At 64.0% G+C, this 15,608-nt stretch carries 16 protein-coding genes and 1 tRNA gene; all 17 read left to right on the top strand.

The window, feature by feature from the left end:
• The first annotated feature begins 47 nt into the window (after positions 1-47).
• The 17 genes from rpsO (at position 48) to nuoK (ending at position 15,602) form a co-directional block, all read left to right on the top strand.
• Entirely contained in the window at positions 48-317 is a 270-nt protein-coding gene (gene rpsO / locus C9I57_RS16630; protein ID WP_018442924.1) for a 30S ribosomal protein S15, read from the top strand.
• 317 nt (positions 318-634) lie between these two features.
• The gene (gene pnp, locus C9I57_RS16625; RefSeq protein WP_107151777.1) at positions 635-2,794 is read left to right on the top strand and encodes a polyribonucleotide nucleotidyltransferase; all 2,160 of its coding nucleotides are present in this window, start codon (positions 635-637) and stop codon (positions 2,792-2,794) included.
• 117 nt (positions 2,795-2,911) lie between these two features.
• Positions 2,912-3,925, top strand: coding sequence for an NAD(P)H-quinone oxidoreductase (locus tag C9I57_RS16620; protein WP_107151776.1), 1,014 nt, complete (start codon positions 2,912-2,914; stop codon positions 3,923-3,925).
• Positions 3,926-4,024: 99 nt separating this feature from the next.
• Positions 4,025-4,810: a triose-phosphate isomerase gene (gene tpiA, locus C9I57_RS16615; RefSeq protein WP_107151775.1), complete on the top strand. Its 786-nt coding sequence runs from the start codon at positions 4,025-4,027 to the stop codon at positions 4,808-4,810.
• Between the two features lie 85 nt (positions 4,811-4,895).
• A complete protein-coding gene (gene secG, locus C9I57_RS16610; protein WP_107151774.1) occupies positions 4,896-5,294 on the top strand; it encodes a preprotein translocase subunit SecG in 399 nt (132 codons plus the stop codon).
• A gap of 115 nt (positions 5,295-5,409) precedes the next feature.
• Positions 5,410-5,494: transfer RNA gene (locus C9I57_RS16605), tRNA-Leu, on the top strand.
• A 191-nt stretch (positions 5,495-5,685) separates the two neighbouring features.
• Entirely contained in the window at positions 5,686-6,045 is a 360-nt protein-coding gene (locus tag C9I57_RS16600; protein ID WP_107151773.1) for an NADH-quinone oxidoreductase subunit A, read from the top strand.
• Between the two features lie 68 nt (positions 6,046-6,113).
• Positions 6,114-6,593, top strand: a complete 480-nt coding sequence (locus C9I57_RS16595; protein WP_006052903.1) for a NuoB/complex I 20 kDa subunit family protein — start codon at positions 6,114-6,116, stop codon at positions 6,591-6,593.
• Between the two features lie 29 nt (positions 6,594-6,622).
• Entirely contained in the window at positions 6,623-7,225 is a 603-nt protein-coding gene (locus C9I57_RS16590; RefSeq protein WP_107151772.1) for an NADH-quinone oxidoreductase subunit C, read from the top strand.
• A gap of 9 nt (positions 7,226-7,234) precedes the next feature.
• Positions 7,235-8,488, top strand: a complete 1,254-nt coding sequence (locus tag C9I57_RS16585) for an NADH-quinone oxidoreductase subunit D (protein ID WP_107151771.1) — start codon at positions 7,235-7,237, stop codon at positions 8,486-8,488.
• A gap of 106 nt (positions 8,489-8,594) precedes the next feature.
• Positions 8,595-9,080: an NADH-quinone oxidoreductase subunit NuoE gene (nuoE, locus tag C9I57_RS16580; protein WP_107151770.1), complete on the top strand. Its 486-nt coding sequence runs from the start codon at positions 8,595-8,597 to the stop codon at positions 9,078-9,080.
• Entirely contained in the window at positions 9,077-10,405 is a 1,329-nt protein-coding gene (gene nuoF, locus C9I57_RS16575) for an NADH-quinone oxidoreductase subunit NuoF (protein WP_107151769.1), read from the top strand. Before nuoE ends, nuoF begins: the two co-directional genes overlap by 4 nt.
• 148 nt (positions 10,406-10,553) lie before the next feature.
• Entirely contained in the window at positions 10,554-12,890 is a 2,337-nt protein-coding gene (nuoG, locus tag C9I57_RS16570; RefSeq protein WP_107151768.1) for an NADH-quinone oxidoreductase subunit NuoG, read from the top strand.
• Positions 12,891-13,955, top strand: a complete 1,065-nt coding sequence (gene nuoH, locus C9I57_RS16565; RefSeq protein ID WP_107151767.1) for an NADH-quinone oxidoreductase subunit NuoH — start codon at positions 12,891-12,893, stop codon at positions 13,953-13,955.
• Between the two features lie 13 nt (positions 13,956-13,968).
• Complete coding sequence (gene nuoI, locus C9I57_RS16560) at positions 13,969-14,457, top strand: NADH-quinone oxidoreductase subunit NuoI (protein WP_018442912.1); 489 nt, start codon at positions 13,969-13,971, stop codon at positions 14,455-14,457.
• A gap of 126 nt (positions 14,458-14,583) precedes the next feature.
• A complete protein-coding gene (locus C9I57_RS16555; RefSeq protein WP_107151766.1) occupies positions 14,584-15,279 on the top strand; it encodes an NADH-quinone oxidoreductase subunit J in 696 nt (231 codons plus the stop codon).
• A 17-nt stretch (positions 15,280-15,296) separates the two neighbouring features.
• Positions 15,297-15,602 carry an NADH-quinone oxidoreductase subunit NuoK gene (gene nuoK / locus C9I57_RS16550; RefSeq protein WP_018442910.1) on the top strand — a complete coding sequence of 102 codons (306 nt, stop codon included), beginning with the start codon at positions 15,297-15,299 and terminating at the stop codon, positions 15,600-15,602.
• Positions 15,603-15,608: the final 6 nt, after the last annotated feature.

Here is a 15,608-nt window from a genome sequence, read left to right as displayed (position 1 = left end):
GCACGGCCGTTCTTCCGTGACCGCCTGTCAGATTCAAAGGAAATCACATGTCTGTAGCTGATATCAAGAAGTCCGACATCGTCGCGCAATACGCGCGCGCCGCGAACGATACGGGTTCGCCCGAGGTGCAGGTTGCGCTGCTGACCTCCCGCATCAACGAATTGACCGCCCACTTCAAGTCGCACGTGAAGGATCACCACAGCCGCCGCGGCCTGCTGCGCATGGTGAGCCGTCGCCGCAAGCTGCTCGACTACCTGAAGGGCAAGGATGCCGACCGTTACCGTTCGCTGATCGAAAAGCTGGGTCTGCGCAAGTAATCGGCGCGGCGGTCGTCGCTTCATGCAAGATGCCTGTGTCAGCATGCTGATGCAGGCATTTTGTTTTTTTCGACCGCGCAAGGCCGCATGAGGCCGCAGAGGGTCGCTGAGAGACGGGCAGAGCTTTGTGTCATTCCAGTGCGGTGCACGCAGAAGAGCCGGAGCGCCGGCGAGCGGCGCGCTGGAATGGCATAACACTCCTCTTCCCGTGTCGCGAGGGCCCGCGGCGTCGTTGCCGGCATGTCTCGTCATGCCGCGCGGCGACAATCGACAACGAAGACGAGCAAAGAGAAAGTGAGAGAAAGCAAGGAGTGACCATGTCAATGTTCAATAAAGTCGTCAAAGAATTCAAATGGGGGCAGCACAACGTTCGCCTCGAGACGGGCGAAGTCGCTCGCCAGGCCACCGGTGCCGTCATTGTCGATATCGAAGACACCGTCGTGCTCGCGACCGTCGTCGGCGCGAAGGCGGCCAAGCCCGGCCAGGATTTCTTCCCGCTGACGGTCGATTACCTCGAAAAGACGTACTCGGCCGGCAAGATCCCCGGCGGCTTCTTCCGCCGTGAAGGGCGCCCGTCGGAACACGAGACGCTGACGTCGCGTCTCATCGACAGGCCGTTGCGCCCGCTCTTCCCCGAAGGCTTCTACAACGAAGTGCAGGTCGTCGTGCACGTGCTGTCGGTGAACCCGGAAGTGCCGGCCGACATCCCCGCGATGATCGGCGCATCGGCTGCGCTCGCCGTGTCGGGCATTCCGTTCAACGGCCCGGTCGGCGCCGCGCGCGTGGCGTACGTCAACAACGAGTACGTGCTGAATCCGACGCGCACGCAGATGAAGGATTCGCGCCTCGAGCTCGTCGTCGCCGGCACTGAGCGCGCCGTGCTGATGGTGGAGTCGGAAGCCGATCAACTGCCCGAAGACGTGATGCTCGGCGCCGTCGTGTTCGGCCACGAGCAGATGCAGACCGCCATCGATGCGATCCACGAGCTCGTCCGTGAAGGCGGCAAGCCCGAATGGGATTGGCAGCCGGCAGCGAAGGACGAGGCATTGATCGCGCGCGTGACAGAGCTCGCGCAGGCACAGCTCGACGGCGCCTATCAGATCCGCAACAAGCAGGAGCGCTCGAACAAGCTGAAGGAGATCTACGCCGCAACGGGCGTGAAGCTCGACGAAGAGGCGCTCGCGGCGGGCAAGCTGCCTATCGACAAGGCGACGGTCGGCAACATCCTGTTCGATCTCGAGGCGAAGATCGTCCGCAGCCAGATTCTCTCGGGCGAGCCGCGGATCGACGGCCGCGACACGCGTACCGTGCGCCCCATCGAGATTCGCACCGGCGTGCTGCCGCGCACGCACGGCTCGGCGCTCTTCACGCGTGGCGAGACGCAGGCGCTCGTCGTGGCGACGCTCGGCACGAAGGGCGACGAGCAGATCATCGATGCGCTCGAAGGCGAGTACCGCGAGCGCTTCATGCTCCACTACAACATGCCGCCGTTCGCGACGGGCGAAACGGGCCGTGTCGGTTCGCCGAAGCGGCGCGAGATCGGTCACGGCCGGCTCGCGAAGCGCGCTCTTTCGCCGTGCCTGCCCGGGCCCGACGAGTTCGGCTATTCGATTCGCGTCGTCTCGGAGATCACCGAGTCGAACGGCTCGTCGTCGATGGCCTCCGTGTGTGGCGGCTGTCTCGCGTTGATGGATGCGGGCGTTCCGATGAAGGCTCACGTGGCCGGCATCGCGATGGGCCTCATCCTCGAAGGCAACAAGTTCGCGGTGCTCTCGGACATTCTCGGCGACGAGGATCACCTCGGCGACATGGACTTCAAGGTGGCCGGCACGGCCGAGGGCATCACGGCGCTGCAGATGGACATCAAGATCCAGGGGATCACGAAGGAGATCATGCAGGTCGCGCTCGCGCAGGCAAAGGAAGGGCGCATCCACATCCTCGGCAAGATGAAGGACGCCGTGGCCGGGGCGAGCACCGAGCTCTCCGAGTTCGCGCCGCGCATGATCACGATCAAGATCAATCCGGAGAAGATCCGCGACGTGATCGGCAAGGGCGGTTCCGTCATCCGCGCGCTGACCGAGGAAACGGGCACGACGATCGACATCTCCGACGACGGCGTCGTCACGATCGCGAGCACGAGCAGCGAAGGCATGGCCGAAGCTAAGCGCCGCATCGAACAGATCACGGCGGAGGTCGAAGTCGGCCAGGTGTACGAAGGCACCGTCCTCAAGCTGCTCGAATTCGGCGCGATCGTGAATATCCTGCCGGGCAAGGACGGCCTCCTGCATATCTCCGAGATCGCCAACGAGCGCATCAAGGACATCAAGGACTACCTGAGCGAAGGCCAGCAGGTCAAAGTCAAGGTCATCCAGACGGACGAGAAGGGTCGCGTTCGCCTGTCGGCCAAGGCGCTGCTCAACGAGGCCGCCTCGGGTGGCTCGGGTGCCGTGGAGAGTGAGTCGGCGCCGCAGCAGTAACGCTGCGACGACGAGGATGAGCGGCCGGTGCGCTTGCGAGCGAGCCGGCCGTTTTTTTATCAGAATAGTGCCGCGCGAAGCTGCTGCGCGAACCCGTCAGCGAGAGAGGTGAGGTAGATGAGAGCAATCGAAATTACCGAATTCGGCGGCCCCGAGGTGCTCGCGCTGGCCGAGCGGCCAAAGCCCGAGCCCGCGCCCGGCGAGGTGCTGGTGAAGGTTGCCGCATCGGGCGTCAACCGCCCCGATGTGTTCCAGCGCAAAGGCGCTTATGCGCCGCCTCCGGGCGCCTCCGATCTGCCGGGGCTCGAGATCGCCGGCGAGATCGTCGGCGGCGCGCTCGAAGACAAGCACAATCCGTTCGGCCTCAAGATCGGCGATCGCGTTTGCGCGTTGCTGGCGGGCGGCGGCTACGCCGAATACGCGGCCGTGCCGCTCGCGCAGTGCTTGCCGGTGCCGGCCGGCCTCTCCGATGTCGAAGCCGCATCGCTGCCCGAGACGTTCTTCACCGTCTGGAGCAATGTGTTCGAGCGCGGACAGCTCGGCGCGGGCGAGGGCGGGGCCAACGAAACGCTGCTCGTGCAGGGCGGCACCAGCGGCATCGGCGTCGCGGCGATCCAGATTGCGCACGCGCGCGGCTTTCGCGTCTTCGCAACGGCGGGCACGGCCGACAAGTGCCAGGCTTGCGAAGCGCTCGGCGCCGAGCGCGCCATCAACTACAAGTCGGAAGATTTCGTCGAGGTGGTGAAGTCGCTGACGAACGATCGCGGTGTCGATGTGATTCTCGACATGGTGGCGGGCGGTTACGTGCCGCGCGAGCTGTCGGCGCTTGCCGACGGCGGGCGGCTCGTGATCATCGCGCTGCTCGGCGGCGCGAAGGCCGAGGTCAATCTCAACGAGATTCTGCGCAGGAGACTGACCGTCACAGGCTCGACGCTGCGCGCACGCTCCGTCGACTTCAAGGCGGCGGTCGCGAGGCAGCTGAAGGCGCATGTCTGGCCGCTCGTCGAGGACGGACGCGTGAAGCCGATCGTCTATCGCGTTCTGCCCGCGCCGCGGGCGGCGGACGCGCACGCGCTGATGGAAAGCGGCGAGCACGTCGGCAAGATCGTGCTCGATTGGACGCAAGTTTGACCCGCCGCGCCCGCGCACAGTAAAATTGCGCGTTTTGCGTGCGTGTTGCGTAGTCGATCGCGGCAGAGAGGCAGAGAAACAGAGGGGAGTTCGGGGACGATGGCGAGACAACCTGGGCAACGAGCGAAATGGGTGGTCGGCAACTGGAAGATGCACGGGCGGCTCGCCGATAACGAGGCGCTCTTGCGGGATCTTGCAAGCGGCGCGGGTGCCTGCTCCGATATCCGGGTGGGCGTTTGCGTGCCAACCCCTTATCTTGCGCAGGTCGAGGCGGCGCTGCGCGGTACGCCGTTCGAATGGGGCGTGCAGGACGTCTCGGCCTATACGCATGGCGCTTATACGGGCGAAGTGGCCGCCGAGATGGCGCTCGAGTTCGGCGCAACGCTTGCCATCGTCGGTCACTCCGAGCGGCGCGCCTATCATGGCGAGCATTCGGAGCTCGTGGCCGCGAAATCCCAGCGCGCGTTGCAAGCGGGTCTGACGCCGATCGTCTGCGTCGGCGAAACGCTCGAAGAACGCGAGCGCGGCGCAACGCAGGCCGTCGTCGGCGCGCAGATCGACGCGCTGCTCGCGAAGCTGTCCGTGGAGGAAACGGCGCGCGTCGTCATCGCCTATGAGCCGGTCTGGGCGATCGGCACCGGCAGAACGGCGACGACCGACCAAGCGCAAGAGGTTCATGCGTTCTTGCGTGCGCGTCTCGTCGGCAAGCATGCGGTGCTCGCAAGCGTGCCGCTGCTTTACGGCGGCAGCGTCAAGCCGGAAAACGCCGCGGCGCTTTTCTCGCAGGCGGATATCGACGGCGGCCTCATCGGCGGCGCGTCGTTGAAGAGTCAGGATTTTCTTGCAATCTGCGCGGCGGCGCAGGCGGCGGGCGCGACGCGCTGAAGGCGCGCGGCGGACCGTGCCGGCTTTGCTTCGGGTGCGCAAGCGAAAGGCGCTTTGCGCCTAAACCTCAATTCAGGTGAGTGTGATGCTGTTTTTCAAAACGTTGATCATCGTCGTACAGCTGCTGTCGGCGCTCGGTATCATTGGCCTCGTGCTGCTCCAGCACGGCAAGGGCGCGGACATGGGCGCGGCGTTCGGCAGCGGCGCATCGGGGAGTCTCTTCGGCGCGACGGGGTCGGCGAACTTTCTCTCGCGCACCACGGCGATCCTCGCAGCGGTGTTCTTTGCCGCAACGCTCGCACTGACCTACATCGGCTCGTATAAATCGAAGCCTTCTGCCGGTGTGCTCGGTGCGGTCCCGGCGGCGCCCGTCACTGCTTCGGCAGCTGGCCCCGCTTCGGCGCCCGCCGCATCGGCCGCGCTCGCGCCGGCTCCCGCATCGGGGCAGAACGCGCCGGCGCAAGCGCCGGCCGTTCCGAAATGATCTTTTTCGCTGAACGTCGTATTTGTGCGTTGAACAAATCCAGCAGACAGGTTAGAATTTAAGTCTTGAAGCGATTCGCGGGTCTCGAAGAGTTGTGTCCCGGATTGCAGTCAGTGCCGACGTGGTGAAATTGGTAGACACGCTATCTTGAGGGGGTAGTGGCGAAAGCTGTGCGAGTTCGAGTCTCGCCGTCGGCACCAACGTTATCCAATGCCAGCCGCTTGCTTCGCTTCGGCTGGCATTTCCACTTCTGGGGTTAAGCTTGCGGCATCCTTGCGGTGCAGGGGCGCGTTGCGCGGGATGTGTGGGCAGTGTGAAGTGATTTTTCGATCGGGGATAGCATGAGCAGTCAGTCTCCGTGGCACTCAGAACCAACCGTTAGAGGATAGTCTTGAACCTCGCAGCCTACTTCCCCGTTTTTCTCTTCCTCCTCGTGGGCCTGGGTTTGGGTATTGCGCTTGTCAGCATCGGCAAGATCCTCGGTCCCAGCAAGCCAGATAGCGACAAGAACTCCCCCTACGAATGCGGCTTCGAGGCGTTCGAAGACGCGCGTATGAAGTTCGACGTACGCTATTACCTCGTCGCCATCCTTTTCATCATCTTCGATATCGAAACCGCGTTCCTGTTCCCGTGGGGCGTTGCCCTGCGCGACATCGGCTGGTTCGGCTTCCTGTCGATGATGATCTTCCTGGTCGAACTGCTGCTCGGATTCGCCTATATCTGGCGCAAGGGCGGGCTCGAGTGGGAATGATGGATCGTTAATTGCCGATTTCTCGCGGGCGGCTAAGCGCGCGCCGCTCCGTTTGGAGTGCAAAGCAAATGAGTATCGAAGGGGTCTTGAAGGAAGGGTTTGTCACCACGACGGCTGACAAGCTGATCAACTGGACGCGCACGGGGTCGCTTTGGCCCATGACGTTCGGGCTTGCCTGCTGTGCGGTGGAGATGATGCACGCGGGCGCGGCCCGCTACGATCTCGACCGGTTCGGCGTGGTGTTTCGCCCGAGTCCGCGTCAGTCGGATGTGATGATCGTTGCCGGCACGCTTTGCAACAAGATGGCACCGGCATTGCGCAAGGTCTACGACCAGATGGCCGAGCCGCGCTGGGTCATTTCGATGGGCTCGTGCGCGAACGGTGGCGGCTACTACCACTACTCGTATTCGGTCGTGCGCGGTTGTGACCGGATCGTGCCCGTCGATGTCTACGTGCCCGGTTGTCCGCCCACCGCGGAGGCACTCGTCTACGGCGTGATCCAGCTGCAAGCGAAGATCCGCCGCACGAACACGATCGCCCGGCAATAGCCTCAGAACAGATCTAGCTTCCCCACAACATGGCAAGCAAACTCGAGACTCTCAAAGCGAACCTCGAGGCGGCCTTCGGCGGCCGTCTCTCGAGCATCACCGAATCGGTCGGGGAGCTCACGATCGTCGTGAAGGCGGGCGATTTCCTCGACGTGGCGAAGCGCCTGCGCGACGATCGCTCGCTCGGCTTCGAACAGTTGATCGACCTGTGCGGCGTCGACTATCAAACGTACGGCGACGGCGCTTATGACGGTCCCCGCTTCGCCGCGGTCCTCCATCTGCTCTCGATTTCGAACAACTGGCGGGTGCGCGTGCGCGTGTTCGCACCCGACGACGATCTGCCGATCGTGCCGTCGGTCGTCGAAATCTGGAACTCGGCGAACTGGTACGAGCGAGAGGCGTTCGATCTCTACGGCATCGTTTTCGAGGGTCATCCGGACCTGCGCCGCATCCTGACCGACTACGGCTTCATCGGACACCCGTTCCGCAAGGATTTCCCGATCTCGGGCTATGTGGAAATGCGCTACGACCCGGAAGAGAAGCGCGTCGTCTACCAGCCGGTGACGATCGAGCCGCGCGAAATCACGCCTCGCGTGATCCGCGAGGATCGCTACGGCGGTCTGAAACACTAAGAGGGCGCCATGGCAGAGATCAAGAACTACACGCTCAACTTCGGTCCGCAGCACCCGGCCGCGCACGGCGTGCTGCGCCTCGTGCTCGAGCTCGACGGCGAAGTGATCCAGCGCGCCGATCCGCATATCGGCCTGTTGCATCGCGCGACCGAAAAGCTCGCCGAGAACAAGACGTTCATCCAGTCGGTGCCGTATATGGACCGGCTCGATTACGTGTCGATGATGTCGAACGAGCACGGCTACGTGCTCGCGATCGAGAAGCTGCTCGGAATCGACGTGCCGATCCGCGCGAAGTACATCCGTGTGCTCTTCGACGAGCTCACGCGCGTCCTGAACCATCTGATGTGGATTGGCGCGCACGCGCTCGACGTCGGCGCGATGGCCGTGTTCCTTTACGCGTTCCGCGAGCGGGAAGACCTGATGGACGTCTACGAGGCGGTATCGGGCGCGCGCATGCACGCGGCCTACTATCGCCCCGGCGGCGTCTACCGCGATCTGCCCGACGCGATGCCGCAATACAAGCCGTCGAAAATCCGCAATGCCAAGGCGCTCGAGAGACTGAACGAGGCGCGCCAAGGGTCGCTCCTCGATTTCATCGACGATTTCTTTACACGCTTCCCGGGCTGCGTCGACGAGTACGAAACGCTGCTGACGGACAACCGGATCTGGAAGCAGCGCCTGGTCGGCATCGGCGTCGTAAGCCCCGAGCGCGCGCTGCAGCTCGGCTTGACGGGCGCGATGCTGCGCGGCTCGGGCATCGAATGGGATCTGCGCAAGAAGCAGCCCTACGAAGTCTACGACCAGCTCGATTTCGATATTCCGGTCGGCGTGAACGGCGATTGCTACGATCGTTATCTCGTGCGTGTCGAGGAAATGCGTCAATCGACGCGGATCGCGAAACAATGCATTGAGTGGCTGCGGAAGAATCCCGGTCCCGTGATGACGGACAATCACAAAGTTGCACCGCCTTCGCGTGTGTCCATGAAGTCGAACATGGAAGAGCTGATTCACCACTTCAAGCTCTTTACCGAAGGCTTCCATGTGCCGGAAGGCGAAGCGTACGCGGCGGTCGAGCATCCGAAGGGCGAGTTCGGCATCTACCTGATCTCGGACGGCGCGAACAAGCCCTATCGCCTCAAGATCCGTGCGCCCGGCTACGCACACCTTGCGGCGCTCGACGAAATGGCGCGCGGTCACATGATTGCGGACGCGGTGACGATCATCGGCACGCAGGACATCGTGTTCGGCGAGATCGATCGTTGAAACGCAGGCGCCGCGCGAAAGGCGATGAATGAAAGAGCGCTGGGTCTGCCGCGCAATCGGCGGCAGGTTTTCGTTCGGTAGGTTTTGAAAGAGTCGTGTTCAGAAAATGATCTCAGCTGAAGGCCTGAAAGAAATCGATCGCGCGGTGGCGAAGTACCCCGCGGATCAGAAGCAGTCCGCCGTCATGTCGGCGTTGGCCGTCGCCCAGGAAGAGCATGGCTGGCTCTCGCCCGAGCTCATGCAGTACGTCGCCGACTACCTCGGCATGCCGGCTGTCGCCGTGCAAGAGGTGGCGACGTTCTACACGATGTACGAGACGGAGCCCGTCGGCAAGTTCAAGATCACGCTCTGCACGAATCTTCCGTGCCAGCTCGGCCCCCACGGCGGCGCCGAAAGCGCGGCCGACTATCTGAAGCAGAGGCTCGGCATCGACTTCGGCGAGACGACGCCCGACGGCAAGTTCACGCTGAAGGAAGGCGAATGCTTCGGCTCGTGCGGCGACGCGCCGGTGCTGCTCGTGAACAACACGCGCATGTGCAGCTTCATGAGTCGAGACAAGATCGACCAGCTGCTCGAGGAGCTTTCGAAATGACGTCTTTGCACGATCGTCACATCAAACCGCTGATTCTCGCGGGCCTGACCGGCGAGAACTGGCATCTCGAGGATTACGCCGCGCGCGGCGGCTACAAGCAACTGCGCCGCATTCTCGAAGAGAAGATTCCCCCGGAGCAGGTGATTGCCGACGTCAAGGCGTCGGGCTTGCGCGGACGAGGCGGCGCGGGCTTTCCGACCGGTCTCAAGTGGAGCTTCATGCCGCGCCAGTTCCCGGGGCAGAAGTATCTCGTCTGCAATTCGGACGAAGGCGAGCCCGGCACGTTCAAGGATCGCGACATCCTGCGCTGGAACCCGCACTCGCTGATCGAGGGCATGGCGATCGGCGCCTATGCGATGGGGATCACGGTCGGCTACAACTACATCCACGGCGAGATCTGGGACGTCTACAAGCGCTTTGAGGAGGCGCTCGAAGAGGCGCGCCGCGCCGGGTTCCTCGGCGAGAACATCCTCGGCTCGGGCTTCTCGTTCGAGCTCCATGCCCATCACGGCTATGGCGCCTATATCTGCGGCGAGGAGACGGCGCTGCTCGAATCGCTCGAAGGCAAGAAGGGACAGCCGCGCTTCAAGCCGCCGTTTCCGGCGAGCTTCGGCGTCTACGGCAAGCCGACGACGATCAACAACACCGAGACGTTCGCCGCAGTGCCGTTCATTCTCGACATCGGACCCCAGAAGTATCTCGAGCTCGGCAAGCCGAACAACGGCGGCACGAAGATCTTCTCGGTCTCGGGCGACGTCGAGCGGCCGGGCAACTATGAAGTGCCGCTCGGCACCCCGTTCTCGACACTGATGGAGCTGGCGGGCGGCGTGCGGGGCGGAAAGAAGCTGAAGGCCGTGATTCCGGGCGGCTCGTCGGCGCCGGTCGTGCCCGGTGACATCATGATGCAAACCGACATGGACTACGATGCGATCGCCAAGGTCGGGTCGATGCTCGGTTCGGGTGCCGTCATCGTCATGGACGAGACCCGCTGCATGGTGCGCTCGCTCCTGCGCCTGTCGTACTTTTATTTCGAGGAATCGTGCGGCCAGTGCACGCCTTGCCGCGAAGGCACGGGTTGGCTCTGGCGCGTCGTCAACCGGATCGAGCACGGTCAGGGTCGTAAGGAAGACCTCGACCTGCTGAACTCGGTGGCCGACAACATCATGGGTCGCACGATCTGCGCGCTCGGCGATGCGGCGGCGATGCCCGTGCGCGGCATGCTCAAGCACTATTGGGACGAGTTCGCCTATCACGTCGAGCACAAGCGTTGCCTCGTCGGCGGGCATGCGGGGACGCCCCAGACGGTCGAGGCGGTGGTCGCGTAACGGCGGCTTCGGGGCAAAAGGCGAAAGCCCCGGGTTGCGCGGTGCCGGCGGCAAGCAATTCATCGCATCGGCTCACGCTCGCCGACTTCGCGCGGCGCGCGCGACGCGAGCGAACGAGCGGTAAATAGGTTAAGGACCATCCACCATCATGGTTGAACTTGAAATAGACGGGAAGAAGGTCGAGGTGCCCGAAGGGAGCATGGTGATCCAGGCTGCCCATAAGGTCGACACGTACATCCCTCACTTCTGCTACCACAAGAAGCTTTCGATCGCGGCGAACTGCCGGATGTGTCTCGTCGAAGTCGAGAAGATGCCGAAGGCCGTGCCGGCCTGCGCGACGCCCGTCTCGGCCGGCATGGTCGTGCGCACGACGTCCGACAAAGCGGTGAAGGCGCAGCAGTCGGTGATGGAATTCCTGCTCATCAATCACCCGCTCGATTGCCCGATCTGCGACCAGGGCGGCGAATGCCAGCTGCAGGACCTCGCCGTCGGCTACGGCAAGTCCGCTTCGCGCTACAGCGAAGAGAAGCGCGTCGTTTTTCACAAGAACGTCGGCCCGCTCATCTCGATGGAAGAGATGACCCGCTGCATCCATTGCACACGCTGCGTGCGCTTCGGGCAGGAGGTCGCCGGCGTCATGGAGCTCGGCATGCTGGGCCGTGGCGAGCACGCCGAAATCACGACGTTCGTCGGCAAGACCGTCGACTCTGAGCTGTCCGGGAACATGATCGATCTGTGCCCCGTCGGCGCGCTGACGAGCAAGCCGTTCCGCTACAGCGCACGCACGTGGGAGCTGTCGCGGCGCAAGTCGGTGAGCCCGCACGATTCCGTCGGCGCCAACCTCGTCGTCCAGGTCAAGAACAACCGCGTCATGCGCGTGCTGCCGCTCGAGAACGAGGCCATCAACGAATGCTGGATCTCGGACAAGGACCGGTTCTCGTACGAGGGTCTCAATAGCGAAGAGCGCCTGACGCAGCCGATGATCAGGCAAGGCGGCCAGTGGATTGAAACCGACTGGCAGACGGCGCTCGAGTACGCGGCGAAGTCGCTCAAGGGTATCAAGAACGAGCACGGCGCGAATGCGCTCGCGATGCTCGGAAGCCCGCACAGCAGCGTCGAAGAACTGTTCCTCCTGAAGGCGCTCGCCAAGGCGATCGGCACGCCGAACGTCGACTTCCGCCTGCGCCAATCCGATTTCTCGGCCGCGCCCACGGGCGCACCGTGGCTCGGCCTGCCGCTCGCCGAGCTTTCGACGCTCGACGCCGCGTTCGTCGTCGGCTCGTTCCTGCGCCGCGATCATCCGCTGCTGGCCGCCCGTCTGCGGCAGGCCGCGAAGACGGGCGCCAAGCTGCATTTGCTGCATGCGACCGGCGACCACTCGCTGATCCCGAGCGCGAAGACGATCGTCGCCGCGCCGTCGCAGTGGCTCGCCGCGCTCGCCGGTGTGGCCGGCGCCGTGTCGCAGGCGCGCGGCGTGGCGCTGCCCGAAGGGTTCGGCGGCGTCGAAGTGTCGGCTGCGGCGCAAGACGTGGCGGCCGCGCTGACGACGGGCGAGCGCCGCGTCGTCCTGCTCGGCAACAGCGTTGTCCAGCACCCCGATTTCTCGCGTATCCATGCGCTTGCGCAATGGATCGCCGACAACACGGGCGCCACGCTCGGCTTCCTGACCGAAGCGGCGAACACGGTGGGCGCGCATATCGTCGGCGCCTTGCCCGACGCCGGCGGCCTCAATGCACGCGAGGCATTCGAAAAGCCGCGCAAGGGCTACGTGCTCCTCAACGTCGAGCCCGAGTTCGACACGGCCAACCCGGCGCAGGCGCTCGCGGCGCTCGGTCAGGCCGAGTCGGTCGTCATGCTGACGGCTTTCAAGACGGGCACCGAATATGCCGATGTGCTGCTGCCGATTGCGCCGTTCTCCGAAACGGCCGGCTCGTTCGTCAATGCGGAGGGCACGTTGCAGGGATTCAGCGGCGTCGTGCGGCCGCTCGGCGAAACGCGCCCCGCGTGGAAGGTGCTGCGCGTGCTCGGCAATGTGCTCGGCCTTGCCGGCTTCGGGTACGACACCGTCGAAGAAGTCCGCCGTGCGGCCATCGCTGACGGCGACGGCGCGATCCGCGCCAAGCTCTCGAACCGCGCAGCCGCCGCACCGGCCCCGAACGGCACGCTCGCGAAGCCGGCCGGCTTCGAGCGCGTCGCCGATGTGCCGATCTATCACGCCGATCCGCTCGTGCGTCGGGCGCCGTCGCTGCACCTGACGGCCGCGGCGCGCGCGGCGCACACGATCGGCTTGCCGGCCGGACTGTTCGACAAGCTCGGCTTGAAAGAGGGCGACCCCGTGCGCGTGCGCCAGGGCGACCGTGCGGTCGTCGCGAGCGCGGTCCGCGATGCGGATCTGGCGGAGACGGTCGTTCGCGTGCCGGCGGCCACGCCCGCGGCGGCGGCGCTCGGCGGCCTGTTCGGTGAACTGCTGGTGGAGAAGGCTTAAATGAGCTTGTTCGATACGATCAATGCGGGCGGCACCCAGGCGCTCGGCGCGGCGTGGCCCACGATCTGGGCGCTCGTTCGCATCGTCGTGGTATCCGTCGTCATCCTGCTTTGCGTGGCCTACCTGATTCTCTGGGAGCGCAAGCTGATCGGCTGGATGCACGTGCGTCTCGGGCCGAACCGTGTCGGCCCCGCGGGTCTGCTGCAGCCGATCGCCGACGTGCTGAAGCTGCTCCTGAAGGAAGTCATTCAGCCGACGGCCGCGGCGCGCTGGCTCTATCTGATCGCGCCGATCATGGTCGTCGTGCCGGCGTTCGCCGTCTGGGCGGTCATTCCGTTCCAGGCCGGCGCGGTGCTCGGCAACATCAACGCGGGTCTGCTCTACGTCATCGCGATCTCGTCGGTCGGCGTCTACGGCGTGATCCTCGCGGGCTGGGCGTCGAACTCGAAGTACGCGTTCCTCGGCGCGATGCGCGCCGCCGCGCAGATGGTCTCGTACGAAGTCTCGATGGGTTTCGCGCTCGTCGTCGTGCTGATGACCTCCGGGAGCCTCAACCTGTCCGACATCGTCGGCTCACAGGAGCACGGCTTTTTCGCGAGCCACGGCATCACGTTCCTTTCGTGGAACTGGCTGCCGCTTCTGCCCGTTTTCGTCGTCTATTTCATTTCGGGCATCGCCGAAACGAACCGCCACCCGTTCGACGTCGTGGAAGGGGAGTCGGAGATCGTCGCCGGTCACATGATCGATTACTCGGGGATGGCGTTCGCGCTCTTCTTCCTTGCCGAGTACATCAACATGATCGTGATCTCGGCGCTCGCCGCAACGTTGTTCCTCGGCGGATGGAGCGCGCCGTTCGGCTTCCTGTCGTTCATCCCGGGCATCTTCTGGCTCGTCCTGAAGGTGTTCGCGCTGCTGTCGGTGTTCATCTGGGCGCGTGCGACGTTCCCGCGCTATCGCTATGACCAGATCATGCGTCTCGGCTGGAAAGTGTTCCTGCCCGTGACGATCCTTTGGGTCGTGGTGATCGGGTTCTGGATCATGTCGCCGCTGAACATCTGGAAATAAAGGGCGGAACGAAATGACCGCAATTCAAAACTTCTTCAAGACGTTTTTCCTGACCGAGCTCATCAAGGGGCTCGCGCTGACGGGCCGTTACGCGTTCAAGCGCAAGTTCACGGTGCAGTTCCCCGAGGAAAAGACGCCGATCTCGCCGCGCTTTCGCGGGTTGCACGCGCTGCGCCGCTACGAAAACGGCGAAGAGCGCTGCATCGCCTGCAAGCTTTGCGAAGCGATCTGTCCGGCGCTCGCGATCACGATCGAGTCGGAAACGCGCGCCGACAATACGCGCCGCACGACGCGTTACGACATCGATCTGACCAAGTGCATCTTCTGCGGTTTCTGCGAGGAGAGCTGCCCCGTCGATTCGATCGTCGAGACGCACATCCTTGAGTACCACGGCGAGAAGCGCGGCGACCTTTACTTCACGAAGGACATGCTGCTCGCGGTCGGCGATCGCTATGAAGCCGAGATCGCTGCGTCGAAAGCCGCCGACGCCCCGTATCGGTGACAAGGATTGACCAACGTAGTCAGTAGTGAGCGGTTGGCGCGGCGGCGTGAGGCCGTCGCGGCAGGGCCGGCTTGTGTGCCGGCGACCGCTTGAGCCTCAAGATGGGCTAACGATGAAACGGTGACCATGGAATTCACGACCGTACTGTTCTACATCTTCGCGCTGCTCCTGACGGTGTCGGGGCTGAAGGTGATCACGTCGCGCAACCCTGTCGGGTCCGCGCTCTTTCTCGTGCTCGCGTTCTTCAACGCGGCCGCCATCTGGATGCTGCTCGAGGCCGAGTTTCTCGCGATCCTGCTCGTGCTGCTCTATGTCGGCGCGGTGATGGTGCTGTTCCTGTTCGTCGTGATGATGCTCGACATCAATCTCGACGTGCTGCGGCGCGACTTCAGGCGCTTCGTGCCGATGGCGAGCATCGTCGGCGCGATCATTGTTGTCGAGACGGCGCTGATTCTCTGGCACGGCTACGGCGCGACGACGACGCCCGTGCACGACGCGACGACGGGCGGCGGGGCGGCTGCCGCGCTCCCGAACACGTTCCTGATCGGCAAGGCGATCTACACCGACTACGTGTTCGCGTTCGAGGTCGCGGGCCTCGTGCTGCTCGTGGCGATCATCGCCGCGATCGCGTTGACGGCGCGCAAGGGCAAGGACAGCAAGCGCCAGCGTGTCTCGGAGCAGGTCAAGGTGCGCGCGAAAGATCGCGTGCGGATCGTGAAGATGCCGGCGGAAACGGCGGTGCTCGAGACGGGCAAGGGCCCGGACGCGCCGGGCGATACCAGCGCGAACGTCGGCGCGGGCGCCGTCGGCAACAACGGTTGAGCATCGAGGAGATAAACATGTTGACCCTGGCTCACTACCTCGTGCTCGGTGCGATCCTCTTTGCGATCAGCATCGTCGGCATTTTCCTGAACCGTCGCAACATCATCATCATCCTGATGGCGATCGAACTGATGCTGCTCGCGGTGAACACGAACTTCATCGCGTTCTCGCACTATCTCGGCGACGTGCACGGGCAGATCTTCGTGTTCTTCGTGCTGACCGTGGCGGCGGCCGAAGCGGCGATCGGCCTCGCGATTCTGGTGACTCTCTTCCGGACCCTCGACACGATCAACGTCGAGGATCTCGATCAGCTCAAAGGCTAATTCAGG

Source organism: Trinickia symbiotica (assembly GCF_003028655.1).
Classification (GTDB): Bacteria; Pseudomonadota; Gammaproteobacteria; order Burkholderiales; family Burkholderiaceae; genus Trinickia; species Trinickia symbiotica_A.
This window is presented reverse-complemented; position numbering and strand designations above follow the sequence as displayed.

Coding starts and splice junctions, on each gene's coding strand:
- rpsO (WP_018442924.1), top strand. CDS start 48: ATGTCTGTAGCTGATATCAAGAAGTCCGACATCGTCGCGCAATACGCG.
- pnp (WP_107151777.1), top strand. CDS start 635: ATGTCAATGTTCAATAAAGTCGTCAAAGAATTCAAATGGGGGCAGCAC.
- C9I57_RS16620 (WP_107151776.1), top strand. CDS start 2,912: ATGAGAGCAATCGAAATTACCGAATTCGGCGGCCCCGAGGTGCTCGCG.
- tpiA (WP_107151775.1), top strand. CDS start 4,025: ATGGCGAGACAACCTGGGCAACGAGCGAAATGGGTGGTCGGCAACTGG.
- secG (WP_107151774.1), top strand. CDS start 4,896: ATGCTGTTTTTCAAAACGTTGATCATCGTCGTACAGCTGCTGTCGGCG.
- C9I57_RS16595 (WP_006052903.1), top strand. CDS start 6,114: ATGAGTATCGAAGGGGTCTTGAAGGAAGGGTTTGTCACCACGACGGCT.
- C9I57_RS16590 (WP_107151772.1), top strand. CDS start 6,623: ATGGCAAGCAAACTCGAGACTCTCAAAGCGAACCTCGAGGCGGCCTTC.
- C9I57_RS16585 (WP_107151771.1), top strand. CDS start 7,235: ATGGCAGAGATCAAGAACTACACGCTCAACTTCGGTCCGCAGCACCCG.
- nuoE (WP_107151770.1), top strand. CDS start 8,595: ATGATCTCAGCTGAAGGCCTGAAAGAAATCGATCGCGCGGTGGCGAAG.
- nuoF (WP_107151769.1), top strand. CDS start 9,077: ATGACGTCTTTGCACGATCGTCACATCAAACCGCTGATTCTCGCGGGC.
- nuoG (WP_107151768.1), top strand. CDS start 10,554: ATGGTTGAACTTGAAATAGACGGGAAGAAGGTCGAGGTGCCCGAAGGG.
- nuoH (WP_107151767.1), top strand. CDS start 12,891: ATGAGCTTGTTCGATACGATCAATGCGGGCGGCACCCAGGCGCTCGGC.
- nuoI (WP_018442912.1), top strand. CDS start 13,969: ATGACCGCAATTCAAAACTTCTTCAAGACGTTTTTCCTGACCGAGCTC.
- C9I57_RS16555 (WP_107151766.1), top strand. CDS start 14,584: ATGGAATTCACGACCGTACTGTTCTACATCTTCGCGCTGCTCCTGACG.
- nuoK (WP_018442910.1), top strand. CDS start 15,297: ATGTTGACCCTGGCTCACTACCTCGTGCTCGGTGCGATCCTCTTTGCG.